The organism is Shewanella sp. YLB-07 (assembly GCF_009377275.1).
In genome coordinates this window covers 139,427-156,844 of the sequence record NZ_VOQB01000001.1, presented here as the reverse complement: position 1 = coordinate 156,844, position 17,418 = coordinate 139,427, and the positions used below count along the sequence as shown (strand labels likewise).

Annotated in this window: 17 protein-coding genes; 1 reads left to right on the top strand and 16 read right to left on the bottom strand. The window is 48.1% G+C overall.

Translation table 11 applies throughout. The features are described from left to right. Window positions 1–96: 96 nt before the first annotated feature. The 7 genes from nqrF to FS373_RS00595 all read right to left on the bottom strand — a co-directional run bounded on the left by nqrF (window position 97) and on the right by FS373_RS00595 (window position 7,073). On the bottom strand, window positions 97–1,314 hold the full coding sequence (gene nqrF / locus FS373_RS00625; protein ID WP_144047577.1) for an NADH:ubiquinone reductase (Na(+)-transporting) subunit F: 1,218 nt from the start codon (window positions 1,312–1,314) through the stop codon (window positions 97–99). A gap of 73 nt (window positions 1,315–1,387) precedes the next feature. Beyond that, the gene (nqrE, locus tag FS373_RS00620; RefSeq protein WP_077752588.1) at window positions 1,388–1,996 is read right to left on the bottom strand and encodes an NADH:ubiquinone reductase (Na(+)-transporting) subunit E; all 609 of its coding nucleotides are present in this window, start codon (window positions 1,994–1,996) and stop codon (window positions 1,388–1,390) included. 9 nt (window positions 1,997–2,005) lie between these two features. Then, a complete protein-coding gene (locus FS373_RS00615) occupies window positions 2,006–2,629 on the bottom strand; it encodes an NADH:ubiquinone reductase (Na(+)-transporting) subunit D (protein ID WP_144047579.1) in 624 nt (207 codons plus the stop codon). Between the two features lies 1 nt (window position 2,630). After that, window positions 2,631–3,413 (bottom strand): Na(+)-translocating NADH-quinone reductase subunit C, encoded by a 783-nt coding sequence (locus FS373_RS00610; protein WP_144047580.1) that lies wholly within the window; start codon window positions 3,411–3,413, stop codon window positions 2,631–2,633. Beyond that, window positions 3,413–4,672 carry an NADH:ubiquinone reductase (Na(+)-transporting) subunit B gene (locus FS373_RS00605; RefSeq protein WP_152828853.1) on the bottom strand — a complete coding sequence of 420 codons (1,260 nt, stop codon included), beginning with the start codon at window positions 4,670–4,672 and terminating at the stop codon, window positions 3,413–3,415. Before FS373_RS00605 ends, FS373_RS00610 begins: the two co-directional genes overlap by 1 nt. Next, entirely contained in the window at window positions 4,673–6,034 is a 1,362-nt protein-coding gene (locus tag FS373_RS00600) for a Na(+)-translocating NADH-quinone reductase subunit A (protein ID WP_152828852.1), read from the bottom strand. A gap of 316 nt (window positions 6,035–6,350) precedes the next feature. After that, entirely contained in the window at window positions 6,351–7,073 is a 723-nt protein-coding gene (locus FS373_RS00595) for a DUF599 domain-containing protein (protein WP_144047583.1), read from the bottom strand. A 222-nt stretch (window positions 7,074–7,295) separates the two neighbouring features. Here FS373_RS00595 and FS373_RS00590 point away from each other — a divergent pair, with 222 nt between their 5' ends. Continuing rightward, window positions 7,296–10,343: a PKD domain-containing protein gene (locus FS373_RS00590; protein ID WP_144047584.1), complete on the top strand. Its 3,048-nt coding sequence runs from the start codon at window positions 7,296–7,298 to the stop codon at window positions 10,341–10,343. 118 nt (window positions 10,344–10,461) lie between these two features. Here FS373_RS00590 and FS373_RS00585 read toward each other — a convergent pair whose 3' ends face one another. From FS373_RS00585 to FS373_RS00545, 9 genes are all read right to left on the bottom strand, one after another. Continuing rightward, the gene (locus tag FS373_RS00585) at window positions 10,462–10,869 is read right to left on the bottom strand and encodes a protein-disulfide reductase DsbD domain-containing protein (RefSeq protein ID WP_144047585.1); all 408 of its coding nucleotides are present in this window, start codon (window positions 10,867–10,869) and stop codon (window positions 10,462–10,464) included. Next, on the bottom strand, window positions 10,866–11,747 hold the full coding sequence (locus FS373_RS00580; protein ID WP_144047586.1) for an FAD:protein FMN transferase: 882 nt from the start codon (window positions 11,745–11,747) through the stop codon (window positions 10,866–10,868). Before FS373_RS00580 ends, FS373_RS00585 begins: the two co-directional genes overlap by 4 nt. After that, entirely contained in the window at window positions 11,737–12,987 is a 1,251-nt protein-coding gene (locus tag FS373_RS00575; RefSeq protein WP_152828851.1) for a DUF3570 domain-containing protein, read from the bottom strand. Before FS373_RS00575 ends, FS373_RS00580 begins: the two co-directional genes overlap by 11 nt. 32 nt (window positions 12,988–13,019) lie before the next feature. Continuing rightward, complete coding sequence (locus FS373_RS00570; RefSeq protein WP_227992493.1) at window positions 13,020–13,694, bottom strand: DUF4266 domain-containing protein; 675 nt, start codon at window positions 13,692–13,694, stop codon at window positions 13,020–13,022. A 132-nt stretch (window positions 13,695–13,826) separates the two neighbouring features. Next, window positions 13,827–14,300, bottom strand: a complete 474-nt coding sequence (locus tag FS373_RS00565) for a TlpA family protein disulfide reductase (protein ID WP_144047588.1) — start codon at window positions 14,298–14,300, stop codon at window positions 13,827–13,829. 126 nt (window positions 14,301–14,426) lie between these two features. After that, window positions 14,427–15,644 carry a vWA domain-containing protein gene (locus FS373_RS00560; protein WP_144047589.1) on the bottom strand — a complete coding sequence of 406 codons (1,218 nt, stop codon included), beginning with the start codon at window positions 15,642–15,644 and terminating at the stop codon, window positions 14,427–14,429. Beyond that, window positions 15,619–16,215: a tight adherence pilus pseudopilin TadF gene (gene tadF / locus FS373_RS00555; protein WP_194165802.1), complete on the bottom strand. Its 597-nt coding sequence runs from the start codon at window positions 16,213–16,215 to the stop codon at window positions 15,619–15,621. Before tadF ends, FS373_RS00560 begins: the two co-directional genes overlap by 26 nt. 4 nt (window positions 16,216–16,219) lie before the next feature. Then, complete coding sequence (locus tag FS373_RS00550; RefSeq protein ID WP_185976876.1) at window positions 16,220–16,657, bottom strand: TadE/TadG family type IV pilus assembly protein; 438 nt, start codon at window positions 16,655–16,657, stop codon at window positions 16,220–16,222. Continuing rightward, on the bottom strand, window positions 16,654–17,406 hold the full coding sequence (locus FS373_RS00545) for a tetratricopeptide repeat protein (RefSeq protein ID WP_221937435.1): 753 nt from the start codon (window positions 17,404–17,406) through the stop codon (window positions 16,654–16,656). The genes FS373_RS00550 and FS373_RS00545 overlap by 4 nt, the downstream gene beginning before the upstream one ends. Between the last annotated feature and the right edge of the window lie 12 nt (window positions 17,407–17,418).

Below are 17,418 nucleotides of genomic sequence, written 5' to 3'. Positions count from 1 at the left end.
TATCTTTTGCACAAGTAAACTTCTCTGAGACTTAAAACAAAAATGCAGCCCTAAGGCTGCATTTAATCTATCCGTTTCTACTTATAACACTGGTGGCTAATCACCGAAGTCATCTAGCAGGATGTTTTCTTCTTCGACGCCTAAGCTCTCCAGCATATTAATGACAGAGGTGTTCATAATCGGAGGGCCACACATGTAGAACTCACAATCTTCCGGGGCCTTGTGATTTTTAAGATAGTTCTCATAAATCACATTGTGGATAAAGCCGGTGTAGCCATCCCAGTTATCTTCGGGGAGAGGATCGGACAGTGCTACATGCCAGACAAAGTTTTCATTCTCGGCAGCTAGCTTGTCAAATTCATCTTGATAGAAGACTTCTCGGGTAGATCGTGCGCCGTACCAGAAGCTCATCTTACGTTTAGTCTTCTCGCCCTTAAGCTGATTGAAGATGTGTGAGCGCATTGGCGCCATACCTGCACCACCGCCAATAAACACCATCTCGGCATCGGTCTCCTTAACGAAGAACTCACCGAAGGGGCCGGATATCGTTACCATGTCACCGGCTTTAAGGTTAAAGATGTAAGATGACATCTTGCCCGGTGGCACACCGTCTGAAGGCGGCGTAGCAATACGCACGTTGAGCATGATGCGGCCTTTCTCGTCCGGGTAATTCGCCATAGAGTAAGCACGCAGCACATCTTCATCGACTTTAGATACCAGCTTGAACAGGTCATACTTATCCCAGTCACCACGATACTCGTCCGGAATATCGAAATCGCTGTAGTTGACCTGATGAGCCGGCGCTTCTACCTGAATATAACCACCCGCCTTAAATTTAACGTCTTCGCCTTCGGGTATCTTCAGCAATAACTCTTTAATGAAGGTGGCTTTATTATCGTTTGAGATAACTTCACACTGCCACTTCTTAACACCGAAAATCTCCTCTTCGACTTCAAGTTCCATATCGGTTTTAACCGCCACCTGACAGGCTAAACGACAACCCGTTTTAGCCTCTTTCTTGGTAATATGGTCGCGCTCTGTCGGCAAGATATCCCCACCGCCAGACTTAACGATTACGCGACACTGACCGCAGGTTCCACCGCCACCACAGGCGGATGGAATAAAGATATTCTTATTGGCCAATGCCCCAAGCAGCTTATCGCCGGCTGGCGTTGTGATGCTCTTTTCTTCGTCATCATTGATGCCGATTCTTACATCACCGGTTGAAACCAGTTTACTCTTGGCGAATAGAATCACCATCACCAGCATACTCACCACTAAGGTAAACATACCGATACCAATTGCCATTTCCATCGAATCTACCTTCTCTTAATTCAATTTCGTTAATTCAATTTCGTTAATCCAAGTACACGATTAGCTCACTGAATTAAATTGAGATACCTGCGAACGCCATAAAGCCCAATGCCATCAAGCCTGTGGTGATAAACGTAATGCCTACACCTTGAAGCCCTTCGGGTATGGCATGAAACTTCATTCGTTCACGCAGGCCTGCCAACATCACAATCGCCATGGCCCAACCAAAACCTGAACCCGCGGCAAACACCACGGACTCACCTAAGGTGTAATCCCGGTTAGCCATAAAAATAACCCCGGCAAAAATGGCACAGTTAACGGTTAACAGTGGCAGGAAGATCCCCAGCGAGTCATAGAGGCTAGGGATGTATTTATCTAAGAACATCTCGAGGATCTGCACTAACGCCGCGATAACACCGATAAAGGTGATCAGCTGCAGGTAACTCAAATCAATCTCAGGGTATCCGGCCCAAGCCAGCGCTCCCGGAGCCAGTACGTTGGCGTAAATCAGCTGATTTAAGGGTACCGCAAGCATCATCACGACTATCACCGCGATACCTAGACCGAAGGAGGTGGATACCTTCTTAGAGACCGCGAGAAAGGTACACATGCCCATGAAAAATGACAGCGCCATATTGTCGATAAGAGCCGCCTGAACAAATAGATTTATATAGTGTTCCATAACCTTCTCTTACCCTCTCTTACGCTGAATGACATTGATAGCCCAGATCATCAAACCGATCAGGAAGAAGGCAATCGGTGGCAGTTTGAACATTTCGTTCGTTAGGTACCAGCCTCCATTTTCCACCGTTTTCAAAATCTCATGACCAAACAGAGTGCCACTGCCTATCAGTTCTCTGACAAAAGCCACGCCGAGTAAGATCACGCCATAACCCATGGCATTACCTAAGGCATCGACCACGGCCATCGGCGGCTTATTCTTCATGGCGAAGGCTTCGGCGCGGCCCATGATGATACAGTTGGTAATAATCAAACCCACAAACACAGATAGCTGGCGAGACAACTCATAGGCGATATCCTGCAGCACCATGTCGACGATGATCACCAATGAGGCGATAATCGTCATCTGCGCGATGATGCGCACGCTGTTGGGGATAAGGTTGCGTATGGTCGAGATGATCAGATTCGAGAACACCAGAACGAAGGTCACGGCTAAGGTCATCACCAATGCCGTTTGCATCGAATTACTGACCGCTAGCGCAGAACAGACCCCAAGCACCTGCATGGCAACCGGGTTGTTCTTGAAAATAGGAGTAGACAGCACTTCCCGAGTGGCAGCTAAACTTTTACTCATCTTAAACCTCCGCAGCTTTTAGCTTGTCTAAGAAGACTTTAAAGCCTTCGCTACCAAACCAGAATTGAATCGAACGCTGTACACCACGCCCCGTCATGGTTGCACCGCTCACGGCATCGACACCATGAATATCCCCCTCTTTTGCGCCGCCCTTAACAATTTTCAATACTGGCTTACCCTTAGCGTCGAAAATTTGCTTGCCGCGGAACTTATCAGTCCACTCAGTCTCGTTAAGAAAGTCACCGATACCTGGGGTCTCACCATGTTCATAAAACACCACATTCTCGATAGTGTTAAAGTCGGGTTTCAATGCAACGTAGCCATAGATAATCGACCACAGGCCTTTACCATAAATAGGTAAGACAAGACTCACCAACTTGCCATTTTCGTCAAATACTTGGAAAATTCGCACTTGATCGGCACGGGTTTTAATCTTAGCTTTATCTATCTTTTTCTTTAGCTTATGTGATGTTTCAGGGTTAATGGCCGCCATACGCTCATCGAAATCCATCACTTCGACGCGCTCTTTTGGCTCGATGGCACCAGATTCGATATCGATAAGCAAAGGCGTTACTGATTTTTCGAAGATGGCGCGGAAATCTTTATCGCCTTGGATATCCACATCCGATGCCATCAGTACATAACGCTTAAGTTCATCACGCTTCTTAACCAGCTTGCGCTCTTTGAGTAGCTCGGCGGTTCCTGTGATCATAAATGAGCACAAGAGGCTGAGGGTGATGATGAAAATCATGGTTCCCACCACAGAATCTTTCTTCAAGGCCATTATGATTTAGCTCCCGAATTGTCATTGCTTAATAGCGCAGCGGTGCGCTTAGCTCTGCGCTTAGCTCTGCGCTTAATATTGGCGCGAGCAACCATGTAATCGAACAGAGGCGACCACAAGTTAGCGAATAAGATGGCTAGCATGATCCCCTCTGGCATTTTCAGGTTCATCACCCGAATGAGCACAGTCATAAAACCAATCAAGATGCCGTATGCCAGCTTGCCCTGACGGGTATAAGAGGTCGTCACCGGATCCGTGGCCATAAACATCATGGCGATGGCAAAACCACCGGTCACAAGATGCCAAGTCCAAGGCATAGCGAACATATCATTCTTGCTTGAACCGATAAGGTTAAACATGACAGAGGTTAAGATCATGCCAAGCATAACGCCGGCAACGATGCGCCAATCGGCTAAACGCGTGGCAAGCAGTAAGCAACCACCTAACAGCAAGGCCAAGGTACTGGTTTCACCGATTGCACCTGGGGTAAAACCAAAGAAGGCGTTCCACCATTGAGGGTCAGAGAAAGCTTGATACCAGGTATAATCGGCAAAGCTCAACTTACCCGCCGCGGCTTGGGCTAACGCTGTCGCTCCCGAGAAACCATCGGCTGCGACTAAAAGCGCAGGCTCAGCAATCTGAGTCGGGTAAGCAAAGAAGATAAAGGCTAAGCCCGCTAATGCCGGGTTAAGGAAGTTATATCCCATACCGCCGAAGAGCTCTTTAGCGATAATAACGCCGAAGGTGATCCCCATGGCGATTAACCATAGCGGCGTTGATACAGGTAATATCAAGGTAAACAATAAGGCGGTAACGAAGAAGCCTTCGTGCAGCTCTTGGCCACGCACCTTAGCGAACACCATCTCCCAAAGCAGACTCACTAGCAGCGCCGTAAGATAGATTGGAATATAGAAGCTTGCGCCATAGAGAAACAAGCCGATAAGACCCGTCTGTTCGGTGAGGCCACCAAAAATAAGGTCAAAAGGCGCGAGTTGCCATACATCCGGGGTGGACAAGCCAGATGCAATTGCGATTTGTGCCTGAAGTCCTAAGTTGTATAAGCCAAATAAAATAGCAGGCATTAAGCAAAGACCCACTAAGGTCATGGTACGTTTCACATCGATGGCATCACGAACGTGCACCTTACCTTTAGTGCTGCGGCCGTTTGCGATAACTAAGGATCTAAGATACCCCTTCATCGCCTGACCCGGCGCGTAGTAGTCTTCCTGAACGTCAGGCTTTTTGTCTTTATTACTCATTTACCCTTCCCTCTCTATTATGTCCAGACAAGCACGAAGCTCTTTACCGAAATCGTATTTTCCCGGACAAACAAAGGTACATAATGCTAAATCTTCTTCGTCTAACTCTAATGCGCCAAGCTCCTGCGCCTCATCGGTATCACGGACCACTAAGTCGCGAACCAACAAGGTAGGCAACACATCCAAGGGCATCACGCGATCTAACTGACCAAATGCCATCATGGCGCGCTGTGAGCCACCAGTGTGGGTGGTCATATTGAATAGCTTCTTCGAACGATTGAAACGTGAGGTTACCGCGCGAGTGATAGAGAATTTATCCGAGCCACCGCGGATCCAAGACAGCAATTCATGCTCAGAATCTTCGGTCAATGCGGTGATTTGATGGTGAAATCGGCCAAGGTAGCTGTGTGGACCTGAGGCTGTGTGACCCGAGAGTACAGAGCCTGAAACCACCCGGGAAAAACCTGGTGTTAACTCATCCTTAATACTTTCAACAAGCTCGGCGCCGAGTTGAATGCGGATAAGCCTAGGGTTAACCACATCCGGGCCGGCAATAGATACGACACGATCGGTATAAAGCTCACCGGTCAGAAATAGCTTGCCGTAGGCAATCACGTCCTGATAGCCAATATGCCAAACAGGTCGTTCGATACCCACTGACAGAGTAAAGTGAATGTGAGTACCCACTAATCCGGCAGGGTGAACTCCACTAAAGCGCTTGGTTTCGACTCGAGGAAGATCATGACCCGGCAGGTTATCGCCTTCGTCATGGCACAGGTAAACCTTATTGTCGGTTAAGCGAGTGAGCACCTGCATACCGGTTAAAAACGCTTTTTCTTGTTCGGCAATGATAATACGTGGCTCTGCCGCTAACGGATTGGTATCCATAGCAGTGACGAATATGCCTGCAGGCGATGAACCGAGTTCTGGAACCCGAGAAAAAGGGCGAGTACGCAGGGCTGTCCATAAACCACTATTAACTAAGTTGGCTTGAACAAGTTCACGACTCACTTGAGCAAGATCGTCATAGGATTCGAAGCTGATGCTGTCATAGCCGTGACATCTAATCACCACAGACTGAAGTACACGACGCTCGCCACGATGAATCGCCACGACCTCACCACTAGCGGGAGCGGTAAATATCACACCAGGTGTTCTCTTATCTTCGAACAGCGGCTGGCCTTTCTTAACCTGTGCACCCACTTCAACCAACATACTAGGTTTTAAGCCAACGTACTCTTCGCCAAGAATGGCCACATGAGATGACCTGGAGAAATTTTCAATCTCTTGCCTGGGCTCTCCGGCAATAGGGACATCTAGGCCCTTCTTTATTGTTTTAACCTGATCTGAGAAACCTGACATCACAATCATCAACCATAAAAATTAGGATAATGAATGGTAAATGCTTGTTAACTAAAATACCGATATTGAGGTCACATTACATTCCAGAACTGTAAGCCAACAACGGAATTTAGCTCAGATTTGTGAGATAGATTTACAATCGAATAAATATGAGAACCACAATGTAGCTTTACAACAAAATAAATACATAGGGCTCGAAAGAGGATAGATCCGGAATAAATTAGAATACATAGTTTAAAAATCATCTACAGAAGTTAATACTTAGTGGATAAAGTTGCCTAAGCCTCACTTTTTGGACGAATAAAATAGTACATGACTAATGTTTGCTCGCCTGCTCCTTTTCAATATCTAACGCTTGCATACCCGCAGTAATCGCCATTACAGCTTTAGATTTAAACTCACGGCGATAGAGAGTGTAAACAACGAACAGGCTAGCGCAAATAAATAAAGCGGGATGGAAAAACCAGCACATGACTGCCATCGAAAAATAGTATGCTCTTAAGCCATAATTATAGGAGTGCGCCGCCTGATCTTGCACTATCGCCATCTGCTTTGCGTAGTTTTTAAGGTTTTCATTACAGCCGCTCGGCTCGAAAGGCGCCGCCCCCACCATCACATTAAGAAAGCCATATTGGCGCATAGACCAGGTAAACTGAAAGAAAGCCATCACGAAGATGAAGGTCAATAAGGCCAATTTAACTTGGATTAACAAGTGCACCGGAGTGGCGGTATAAGGAATGGTTGTTATCACAGCTTCTAAGCGCTCCACTTGAGCAAACAGGGTGAGCACCCCCGCGAGTACCAGCATTGTTGTAGAAGCGAAAAAAGTGATGTTACGTTCCAGGTTCGCCAGTAAGGCCGCCTCTCCGACTCGAATTTCACGAGTCATCAGCTCATTCATCCAATGAATTCTATGTTGATGTAAGCACCTGGCGATACAGTTAGTGGTTTTAGCCTTACGGCGCGCAAAGGTGGTATAGCCCACCCAGCAAAAGAAAAAACACACAAAAGAGACTACATCTAGAACCGAAAAAGACATACAGACCTACTAAAGTCATAAACTTAAGGCTATTAAACCAGTTTTACGCTCGAGTAACCATCACTCTAATGGGAAAATATGTTTTTTAATTAACAATCGTTTGGTCAAGTTTAAACAATTAAAAACATTAGCAAGCCTAGAGTCTATCTAGCTTTGGCGTGCGAACACCTTATCCCCTGCTACACTTTAAATTAACTATCGAACGCTAAAAAAGGAACGGTAATGGATTACTCAAATAGATTCTTTAAGCTTGCGCTGTTAAGCTTTTTCTTATCTGCTACGGGGCTATCAGGATTTGATGCGGCCGCAGCCAACGCGACATCTGAGTCGCAAGATGCGTCGAACTCCCATCGTGTCTTCCCTTCTGTAACACTTCCAGAACCCGCTAACGGTGAACATGCCATAGGTCTACTTGGTACTAAACTTCCTGAAGTGGCGGCTTGGTACGGTAAAACTCCCGCCCAATTTGCCAAGATGATCAGACAGGACACGAGTGTCTGGCTAGATAAACAAGGGCGAGTTTTCTATGTAGAGATCGAAGAGCCTAGTCAACAAAGCATGACAGAGCCTTTGATTACACCAGAAACAGCACTTAACCAAGAGCAAACGTTCAAGTTACATAGCAGGCCTGGAGCGCCCAGAACCATATTGTTAGATTTTGATGGCCACACTACAACAGGCACAGCCTGGAACAACTCCTATGGCACACCTATTGTGTCACCCCCTTACAACCCCTATGGTGTTCCCGAGACCTTTACACAGGACGAGCTCGATAGAATTTACCTGATGTGGCGACAGGTCGCCGAAGACTTTGCCCCCTTTAATGTCGATGTCACCACAGAAGATCTCACTGACCCAGATGACCTTGCTGCCGATCCTATAGCCCGTGAAACGTCAGGCGATCAACTGTTCGGCACTCGAGTGGTAATAACTCAGAACACCTTTTCCAACTGTGGCTGTGGTGGCTTTGCCTACCTCAGAGCATTCGATGATTACGGATCCAATACCAATTACCTAAAACCCGCCTTCGTATTTAACTCGAGTGTTGTCGGTGCTGGTGAGGCTATCTCCCATGAAGCAGGTCATAACTTAGGGCTAAGCCATGATGGACAAACAGACGGAACCGGTTATTACACAGGCCATGGCTCTGGCGTAACAGGCTGGGCACCGATTATGGGGGTGGGCTATTATCAAGAATTAGTGCAGTGGAGTATGAACACCTATCCACTGGCAAATCAGCCTCAAAATGATATTTCGGACATTCAATACTATGGTGCCCCTTTGATATCTGATGACCATGTCGATGACATGAGTATCGTCGACGATGTGACATCCATGACTGTCACAGATAATGGCGCAACAAACCAACTCGATGCATTTGGTCTTATCCACCTCAGTAGCGATCAAGATATGTTTAAGTTCGATGCGGCGGCAGGTAGCTTCAGCATCTCAATCAATCCTGACGATGTTAGCCCAAATTTAGACATAGAGGCCAGCCTCTATGACAGCAGCGGAGCCTTACTGCAAACTGACAATGTCGCAAATATTCTATCGGCATCACTGGGCGGCAGCTTCGCCAGTGCCGGAACCTACTTCCTGATGATAGATGGTGTAGGTAAGGGGGATCCTCTGGATACGGGCTATCCCGATTACGGCAGCTTAGGCCAATATATAATCTCGGCAACGGTTCAAAGCTCATCAAATCTTCAAGGACCAACGGCTAATATCGGCACCATAAGTTATTCACCAACTTTTGCACCTACCTCTGTGTCATTTAGTAGTACAGGCTCAACAGACGATGGCGACATTGTGAGTTATGACTGGCTTTTCGGTGACGAGACTGAAGTCACAACCACAAATCCTGTCGATGATCCTACTCATGAGTACCTAGTCCCAGGGGAATACACTGCCACCTTAACAGTCACCGATAATGATGGCTTAAGTGACCAAAACTCTATTGCAGTGTCAGTCCTGAATCGAGCACCAATTGCGGTAATAGCAGGAGATCCACTTACGGGCCAGGCAGCATTGGAGGTCACATTTGATAGCACAGGCTCAAAAGATGATGATCCCCAAAGCAGTATCAGCTTCAATTGGGACTTTGGTGATGGCGCAAGCTCAACGGAGGCGATGCCAACACACCTTTATACAGCCGCTGGTGGCTATACCGCAACTCTTACAGTCACCGACAATTTAGGGGCCAGTGATTCAGTTAATATCAATATTAGCGTGGATGCACCTCCCTTTATCAACCAAATTGCTTATGGTGAGATATTCACAGCAGGCAATGTTAGCGGCAACTACCAAGACTCGGCCCTCGATAGCGGCTCGAGTCAGACGATTACGGAACGCCAATCTGGCGGTAAGAAGCAGAACCGATTCAGCTACCTGACCCATACTTGGTTATTTAGCATCACATCGGGCAACTTAGTGGAATTACATCTGGATGCCAGTATGTCCAGTCCCCCCGATTTACCCACCTTGCCCGACGATCAAATAATACTGTCTTACTCGCTCGACAATGGAGTCTCTTTCTCCAATTTTGCCACACTTTCAAACAGTGATAATGGCCATTACAGCGCCATGCTGCCTCAAGGTGTCAGCGGAGAAGTAAGAGTAAGCGTAACAGACAGCGATCAGACTGCGGGAAACAATACCTCATTCGATAGTATTACAGTTTCTAATCTCTATATCCGTTCGGAAACGGATGCAAGTCAAACTAAACCCAATGCACCTTCGAATATAGTCACTGGTCCGGTTTCATCTAGCCGAATAGTTCTGAACTGGACTGATAATTCATCAGATGAATCGGCATTTCACATAGAGCGCTCCCTGAATAACATTGACTGGGCAGCTGCTGGTACCGTTGCTGCCGACACGAGTGGCTACAGTGATACAGGCCTCGCCGCCAACACCGACTACTATCACAGAGTCTATGCCTCTAATGGCGCCGGTAACTCAAGTATGTCCACCACAGGCATTGCGACTAAGACTCTGGCAGCGAGTGATTTCAATTTAACAGCTACAGGACGTAAACAGAGAGGGGTAAAACATATAGATATTACCTGGGCTGCCTATCCCCTCATAGATATCTATCTCGATGATATGAACTCACCATACCTATATGGTTCGGACGTAGAAGCTGAACTCACTACCAGCCCTTACGAGTATGATATCAACACAGGTATCAAAGGAGGCACAAGCCATAGGGTTAAGGTATGTAATGCCGACAGTAATGACTGCTCACAGGAGATTACAGTGCTCTTCTAACCCGATCCAATAAGAGCAGTCATAGTAAACTTTAAGCAAAACATGGCTATAGGCCGCGTTTTTATCTCTCTGACTCAGGCTAAGTCACGGGGCTAAACCTTGATTTTAAGCCTCAATATCACAAGGCCTGTAACTCTACCGACTTGGTCTGGGGCATATAACATAGACCATCATCGGCGCAGCCCTGAAAGCGCACCTTGACTTTGCCCGCACCCTCGAAGGGAACCCGCACCCTTAATGGCTGACGAAAGACACCCACCTCACCAAAATAGGGGTCTTGCTTCTGCTGCGCCGTGACAGAGAATATTGGCTCACCTAAGGTTAATTCGGGTGAAGCGGACTTGAACGACAACCGCTTCTGGTAGAGATAATACCCGGGAACGGTATCGAAGCTTATGATCAACTCATTTCCGACCACACTTTGACTGTAGGGGAAAGCCTGTTTCACAGGCAGAAACTCCTTTTGAGTTTGCGCCTGTGCGAACATGCTGGCCATAAAGCAAGATATGATAAATAACAGTCTCATGATTGGATAAACTCCGCGTCTTGATGAAGGGTTAACTTGTCGTCGATAAAGGCAAAACCAATCGAATCAGGGACATCCAGAGTCGGCTTTATGGTTAGTGCCGTACTGTATATTCCCGCCTCTAATGCCGTGTCAGCGACCACTGTGGATGAGAGCACCTGAGGATGTACCCCGCCTTTGGCTAATATATGTGACGTCTGGCCATCACTGAATTGGTAATGACGTTGATAATGAGCCGAAGTGGTGAGCGCCTGATTATTCAGGGGCAAAGAGAAGAAAGGTTTTTGGGTGTCTTTAGGGTTGAGCACGGCCACAACAAACGGATTGCCATCAAGCTTTTGACCAAAGGTGCGAATGTCACCGCCGAAATTAATCAAGGCCCCGGTGACGCCGGCGGCTTTCACTAAATCCACTGCTTGATCGACGCTGTACTCCTTAATCACCCCGCCTAAGTCAAACCGAGTCTGAGAATGAGTAAAACTGAGATTCATTCCCTCAAGTGACCAGGAATTGAGCCCCATATAGGGCTCAATGCTGAGGTATAACTCCTCCCGGCTCAGGTCTGGCTGGCAGGCCTTAAGGTATTTAAGGCTACCGATTGTGATGTCGAAGATGCCTTGGGTAGCCTCGCAGTACTGACGTACCAGCCTTAGAATAGTCCATGTTTCATGATCGAGTTCCACCCTATCACTCCCACGAGAATTAATCTGCCGACTTAGCCAGGAGTCCTTGTCATGGAAGTTATATTTAGCTTCCAGTCGCCGGGTATTGTCTTCGATAGCCAGAGCCAGAGGCTCGGCTTCATCGGCGAACAAGATAACTTCACAGGGAACCGTCATGGCGGTGAAACGATGAACATAAACAAGGTTAGAACTCATAGGTTGCCCCAACTACCCACCACTGGCTCTCATAGCCATTACTCCTGTCATAGTAGGCCGCCAAAGCATTAAGACGCAGTCGCTTAGTCGCCTTTACACTGACACCAAGCTCATAGGCATTGGCATCGAAATCCCCCAGACGCAGATCCGATGTGGCATAACCGGTAGCCGCAAATGAAGGGTCGGCGGAATCTGGATCGACAAAGAAGTCTGCCGCAGTCTGAGAGTACCAAAAATATCCCGGAGTCAATGTCAGCCAATCCAGCAGTTCGATACTTAATTTGCCACCAACTTGGTGGGAGGTGACCCCCCAATCATCGGTAAAATACTTGTAACGTGGGCGAATAACCACAGATGAGCTAAAGCTGTAGAAGGTCTGAATATTAATCCCGCCGGAGAGTCGTTTATCGGGCCGGGTATCCTGACCTAGAAAGACCTCATCGTCCGCTATCACGCCATCGTCATCTATGTCTATCTCACGCAACACAGTCAGGTAATGATTGCTCAAATACCCGGACTTGTATCCGGAAAAAAGGGTAAATGTGGCATAAAAGTTTGCGGTAAAAATCTGAGATAGCCCAAGTTCGATATCACTGTTAAAGATATCTTGCCACTCTTGGGTGTTACCGAAGTTCTCATATTCCTCAAATGCCAAGGTCTTATCGAGCAGTAAGGAGCCTCCTATGGTATAGGAGCGATTCTTACGACTGTCGGCATAGATGAGCACCTGACCATTGATGCCCATGCTTTCATAATCTTCCTCCTGAGAGTAGTTAAGGCCTAGGCTCCACTCATCACGCTTCTTGTCTCTGTAAGTCAGGTTAGCGCTGCTAGAGTAGCGGGTATCTTCGAGCTCATAGGCCTGCACGGCATAGGCATCCCGATAAGGGTCATAACCCGCACGAATCACCTCAGTAGTTTGCCCCTGTGCCAACTGGGTTTTCTTGGCTCGATTGAGCAAGTCCTGGTTGCCCGATACCGGAGTTGTCGGCCCCCAGGCGGGAGATGCACCCGAAACCGTGTCATAACCCAGCTCTGCGGTCAGGGTCCAATCCAAACCGAAGTTTTTCTCAATAGAGAGCAGATTGTCGCCAGCCTTGACCTTATCGCCGTACTCCTCGAAGTTCATATGATGAATCGAAATATGATCCGCCGCCTCGACCTGAGCCGGGAGGGATAATGCGCCTAAGCCTGAGGCTGCTACGCCGCTTAGGATTGTCAGTGTTAATTTTTTACTCATTGGTATTCTTATTTAAGTTTAAGCCATTGATACTAGTTACAACCACAGCCGCCGCCACCGACGCCACTGCCACCCACAGAACCTTGCTTATAGGAGAAGACTTTCTCCGAGAAGCGGTCAAACTCAGGCACTACGCCGCCGGGCTTCATCGCCTTCTCGGCCAATGTGCCTTTCTCCCAAGGCTTTACCGGGTCTATCCCCAGCCACTCATCGAGAAATGACAACATGGACTCATCATCTTTTGCATCTGCCACCTCAATTTCTGGCATATTCTCGAAGGAGAGAGTAGATGAAAGAGTCGGAGACATAGGCTGCGAAATAGTCGGTGAAACACCTGGGCCGAACGAGATATCGTTCGCCAAAACTTCAGGGGCAGATAACAGCAGACTTGGCCGCTTAGGAGCGACTAGCTCGACATTACGTCTCAGGCCTGTGATCGCCCCCTGACTGGAATACACGGAAGAGGAGACACTAGTGGACTGATGATAACGACCATTGGCGCTGACCGTCTCTTGTATCGAGCCTGGTACTGATTCTGGTACAGAGGCCTGCGCAGTTCCTGAGCCAATAGTCTGATTCAGCTTCTTAGTGTTAATTTCAGGCGGATTTTCGCCCTCACCCAAGCCACTAAGATCAATATCCAATGTCGCCTTTGCACCGAATGACACGCTCAAGAGAGCGGATATCAGGCTTAACTTACATTTCATTTTTTTCTTCATATTACTCGTATCTCCGCCCTTCATTTAGCCAATCCCAGGGATCTGATATCATCGATTATCACTTGTCTGATGTTATTCATATTGCTCGTATCTTCATTTTTCCCTTCATTCGATTATTCATTATTCGGCTAAATCCAGAGACCGAATATCCTCGATGATCACTTTTCGAATATTATTGATAGCGCCGTATCTCACCTTGAGAACCTTGCCTTTGTAGACGTAATACAAAGCCGGCATACCAGTGGGCTGAAAATCTGCGACCAGCACTTGCTCCGGATCGGCTACCACTCGAAAAGTCAGACCTAATTCCCGTTGGAATGCCAGTCCCACGTCGACGTCTTCATCGACATCGACACCGACTATGCTTACTCCGCGCCCGGCTAACTGACGAGACAATATCTCAACCTCGGGCAGTTCTTCACGGCATGACACGCACCACTGGGCAAAGAAATCTATGATAGTCAGCTCATTGGGGTTCAGACCTAACTCCTGCATCGCCTTAGATGAAAGCAAGTCTCCCTGTTGATAGCCATACGCCGATGGCGAAAGCGTTGTAAACACTAAAGAAACGATCACGGCCCACCTTTTAAACATAAACACCTCTAATAAAACGAATTATTTTCATTCAAGCATTCACAGATATGAATGCGATTCTAGATTCTGATCCTAGTTCCTAATCTCAAGTCCTAAGCCTTAGGTTCCGATTTAAAACTCCTGGCTTTAAGTTTCTATTTCCTCCCGCAATACTAAGCTAGCCTTAGTCTCAGTCTGCAGTGCCTCACGAAAGAAGGCTTCCAGCTCCTGGGTATTTTGCGCGTCATACACCTTGCCCTTAACACCGGCACACTCCCTGAATTGCTGCAGGCGGCGATCGCTGACTCCGAAGCCGATAAAGCTCATCTCGATATGATGTTTATCCTGGATAGCCCGGCACAAGCCTTGTTCAATCAGATCATCCAGATGAAAGCCCTGGTCTGCACCATCGGTGAACAACACCAAACGCTGTATCAGTTCTGGCGACTCAACAGGGGGGATCTGCCATTCCTCCTGCCACTGGGGCAGCAAGGTGCGCACGCCCCAGATCAAACCTTGATAGGAGGAAGTCGTGCCACTGGTGACTAGGGCATCGACCCTCTGTTTCACCAAATCGAGATCTTGCGTCAGGGGCAAGATAGTCACATCCATGCTGCAGGCGTCCAGCCATTTGCTGGCAAATGTCGTATTAATATTCAGGTTGGCGGCGGGCTCAGCAAGATCGTTCACCGTTGCGGCATAATCCACACTGTATTGGCCATAACTCAGACCATCGACACAGGTGACCTTGTCCGCAGATTTTGGCATCCAGGGAGCATTGAGCACACCGACTCCAGTCTCGAAGGGCACCAAAGAAAACCTCACCGCACCGACTTCATCTGCATCTTGCTGTCGAATATCTTCGAGGGCGCCATTGATGATGCGTTTCAACTGAGGTAACTGAGCGGACATGGATCCAGAGATATCCAACACCAAAGCGAGATCCATGGGTAAGGGCGTCGAGTTGATCACCAAGTGTGAAGTTGCACCAGTATCTGAGGAGAGAGATACATCTGTGCGCGCCGACTCTGGAAGCAGCGCCATCATGGTCGGGTTGAAGCGATAACTCGCCTTTATGCTGCAGCGATTTCTGCCGTCGATGGCTATCTGGGCTTCACCATCATGGATCACAAAACCGGGACGATAATAATCCAAGATACCCACAAGCAGGGCTTGATCGGCCCGCTGTGAATAACCGCAGGCGAGAGACGCTGCATCCGATGCCTGACCGGCCCGGGTCACCGTCAGCAGATACATGGCCAGTAAGATACTGATGGCAATCATCGCCAACATGAAAGGTAAACAGATCACAAACATCAGGGAGATATCCCCATGCTGTCTATCGTAACCAAGACGTTTTGTCATAATGCCTCCCTATCATCAAAGAAGAGCTCTTATAATAATCTTGGGTAAAATTGGAAAAATCCACGATACCCAGCACGCCATTGACAGATTTAACGCCTGTCAAACACACGGTCACCTGAAACAGCTGAGCATATTTACCTAAGTTGTATCCCTCCACACTGCCCTTAGGAGATAAGTCGGCGAGACCCGTTAACCCGGTATTGCCCTGACATTTGCTGCCAGATTGAAAACCGTACCACTGCTCGCTATTTTTTTCTCCCAGGAACTTAAGCTGCTCCAGCTCGATACCGACTTGAGTATTACCGTCACTGCTGATGCCATCCAAGTGGCGCTTAGCTAAGGTCAGTAGATCATCGGCTAGCTTCTGAGTGATCGCTTGCTTATCTGTCACCCATGGCAGCTTCAAGGGCTCGACACTGACCACAGTCACCAGTGAATAGGACAGGCGGTCCAACTTGGCCTTAGTCAGCAGAGCATGGTTAATTCTGAACACGAATAGGGCCAGAGCCGCCATCACTAAGATGATCACAGGCAAGGCGATAACGCTGATCCCCTGCTGATATTTAGCCATGGAATTAACGCCTCTCATGGGCTACCAACACGGTTCGCTCAAACTTATTGATGGCGCTGCCATCACCCATGCCTTCGATAAATAACATCTGATAGGTGTAAGTAAGCCGATATTCACCATACATCTGGTCCTTATAATCCGAATCGTATTGATCCAGCACTAAGGCCTCAAGATCCTCATAATAACGTCCCTCAAGTTTCATTCTGCCATTGTCAAATAGTGGCCAATCCTGCGCATCGATCTCTTGTCTCAACAGCTGCAGAACATCTTGCTTATCATTCAGCCTGACCACCTGTCTGGCGGCCGTAGACAGGGCCGCATCGAGCAGATTTGCCGTTAACATGAAACGGCACAGCTCGACAACCAGGAGTAAAAGAATGAAAAAAGGGATCAGAGTCAGGGTAAATTCCAGGGTTTGACTCCCCTCTTGCTTCGACTTCACAGTTCCTTTCTCTGCCATTGGCCATAGAAATCCAGATTTCGCTCTAGCTCCGCCTTAGTCAGATCTTGTCTGGCTATGGCCTTAGCCGCCTCTATATCGCCTTTCATCGCGAAGGCCAGGGCTAAGTTCTGGCGTAATTTTACCGTGCTTTTTCCGCGTAAATAACTGGGGTAGATAACATCTATGCCCAGCTGCGGCTTGTCATCGAGTATCCAGGCCAGAGCTAAATTATTGCGATATTCCAGACTGCCGGGATCGATATTAAGCGCCGCCTGAAACGCGCCGCGAGCCTGCTGGTATTCCTGATGCAGGGCATAACACACACCCAGACTGTTGTGGGCCACGGCGTCACCGGGCAACAAAGAGCTTGCCTGCAGCAGCGCAATCAAAGCCTTGGGCGTATCACCGGAGGCTAGCTGCGCCCGGCCTATCTCTCGCTGGATCTCTCCCCGGCTGGCATAGCCAGCCTCGCGGTTGATTCGACTCGCCTCCTTAAGTTGGTGCAATGCCATCGCATACTCACCGCTCAGGTTATAGGCGCTCCCCAGTAGATAGAGCAGCTCCACATCGTGGGGAGCTTTATCTAACAATGCTTGATAGATCTCTATGGCACTCCCCGGACGGCCATTCGTCATTGCCACCTCGGCCAAGTGACGATCATTAGCCTTGAGCTGCTCTGCTGAGAGTGAGCCTGAAGAGCCACAGGCCATAAGCTGGGTTAACAGGAATAAAAATATTAAACGCTTCATAGTTCACCTATC

Excerpts from the sequence above, each read along its gene's own strand:
- nqrF (WP_144047577.1), bottom strand. The coding sequence starts at position 1,314 with ATGGAAATGGCAATTGGTATCGGTATGTTTACCTTAGTGGTGAGTATG.
- nqrE (WP_077752588.1), bottom strand. The coding sequence starts at position 1,996 with ATGGAACACTATATAAATCTATTTGTTCAGGCGGCTCTTATCGACAAT.
- FS373_RS00615 (WP_144047579.1), bottom strand. The coding sequence starts at position 2,629 with ATGAGTAAAAGTTTAGCTGCCACTCGGGAAGTGCTGTCTACTCCTATT.
- FS373_RS00610 (WP_144047580.1), bottom strand. The coding sequence starts at position 3,413 with ATGGCCTTGAAGAAAGATTCTGTGGTGGGAACCATGATTTTCATCATC.
- FS373_RS00605 (WP_152828853.1), bottom strand. The coding sequence starts at position 4,672 with ATGAGTAATAAAGACAAAAAGCCTGACGTTCAGGAAGACTACTACGCG.
- FS373_RS00600 (WP_152828852.1), bottom strand. The coding sequence starts at position 6,034 with ATGTCAGGTTTCTCAGATCAGGTTAAAACAATAAAGAAGGGCCTAGAT.
- FS373_RS00595 (WP_144047583.1), bottom strand. The coding sequence starts at position 7,073 with ATGTCTTTTTCGGTTCTAGATGTAGTCTCTTTTGTGTGTTTTTTCTTT.
- FS373_RS00590 (WP_144047584.1), top strand. The coding sequence starts at position 7,296 with ATGGATTACTCAAATAGATTCTTTAAGCTTGCGCTGTTAAGCTTTTTC.
- FS373_RS00585 (WP_144047585.1), bottom strand. The coding sequence starts at position 10,869 with ATGAGACTGTTATTTATCATATCTTGCTTTATGGCCAGCATGTTCGCA.
- FS373_RS00580 (WP_144047586.1), bottom strand. The coding sequence starts at position 11,747 with ATGAGTTCTAACCTTGTTTATGTTCATCGTTTCACCGCCATGACGGTT.
- FS373_RS00575 (WP_152828851.1), bottom strand. The coding sequence starts at position 12,987 with ATGAGTAAAAAATTAACACTGACAATCCTAAGCGGCGTAGCAGCCTCA.
- FS373_RS00570 (WP_227992493.1), bottom strand. The coding sequence starts at position 13,694 with ATGAAATGTAAGTTAAGCCTGATATCCGCTCTCTTGAGCGTGTCATTC.
- FS373_RS00565 (WP_144047588.1), bottom strand. The coding sequence starts at position 14,300 with ATGTTTAAAAGGTGGGCCGTGATCGTTTCTTTAGTGTTTACAACGCTT.
- FS373_RS00560 (WP_144047589.1), bottom strand. The coding sequence starts at position 15,644 with ATGACAAAACGTCTTGGTTACGATAGACAGCATGGGGATATCTCCCTG.
- tadF (WP_194165802.1), bottom strand. The coding sequence starts at position 16,215 with ATGGCTAAATATCAGCAGGGGATCAGCGTTATCGCCTTGCCTGTGATC.
- FS373_RS00545 (WP_221937435.1), bottom strand. The coding sequence starts at position 17,406 with ATGAAGCGTTTAATATTTTTATTCCTGTTAACCCAGCTTATGGCCTGT.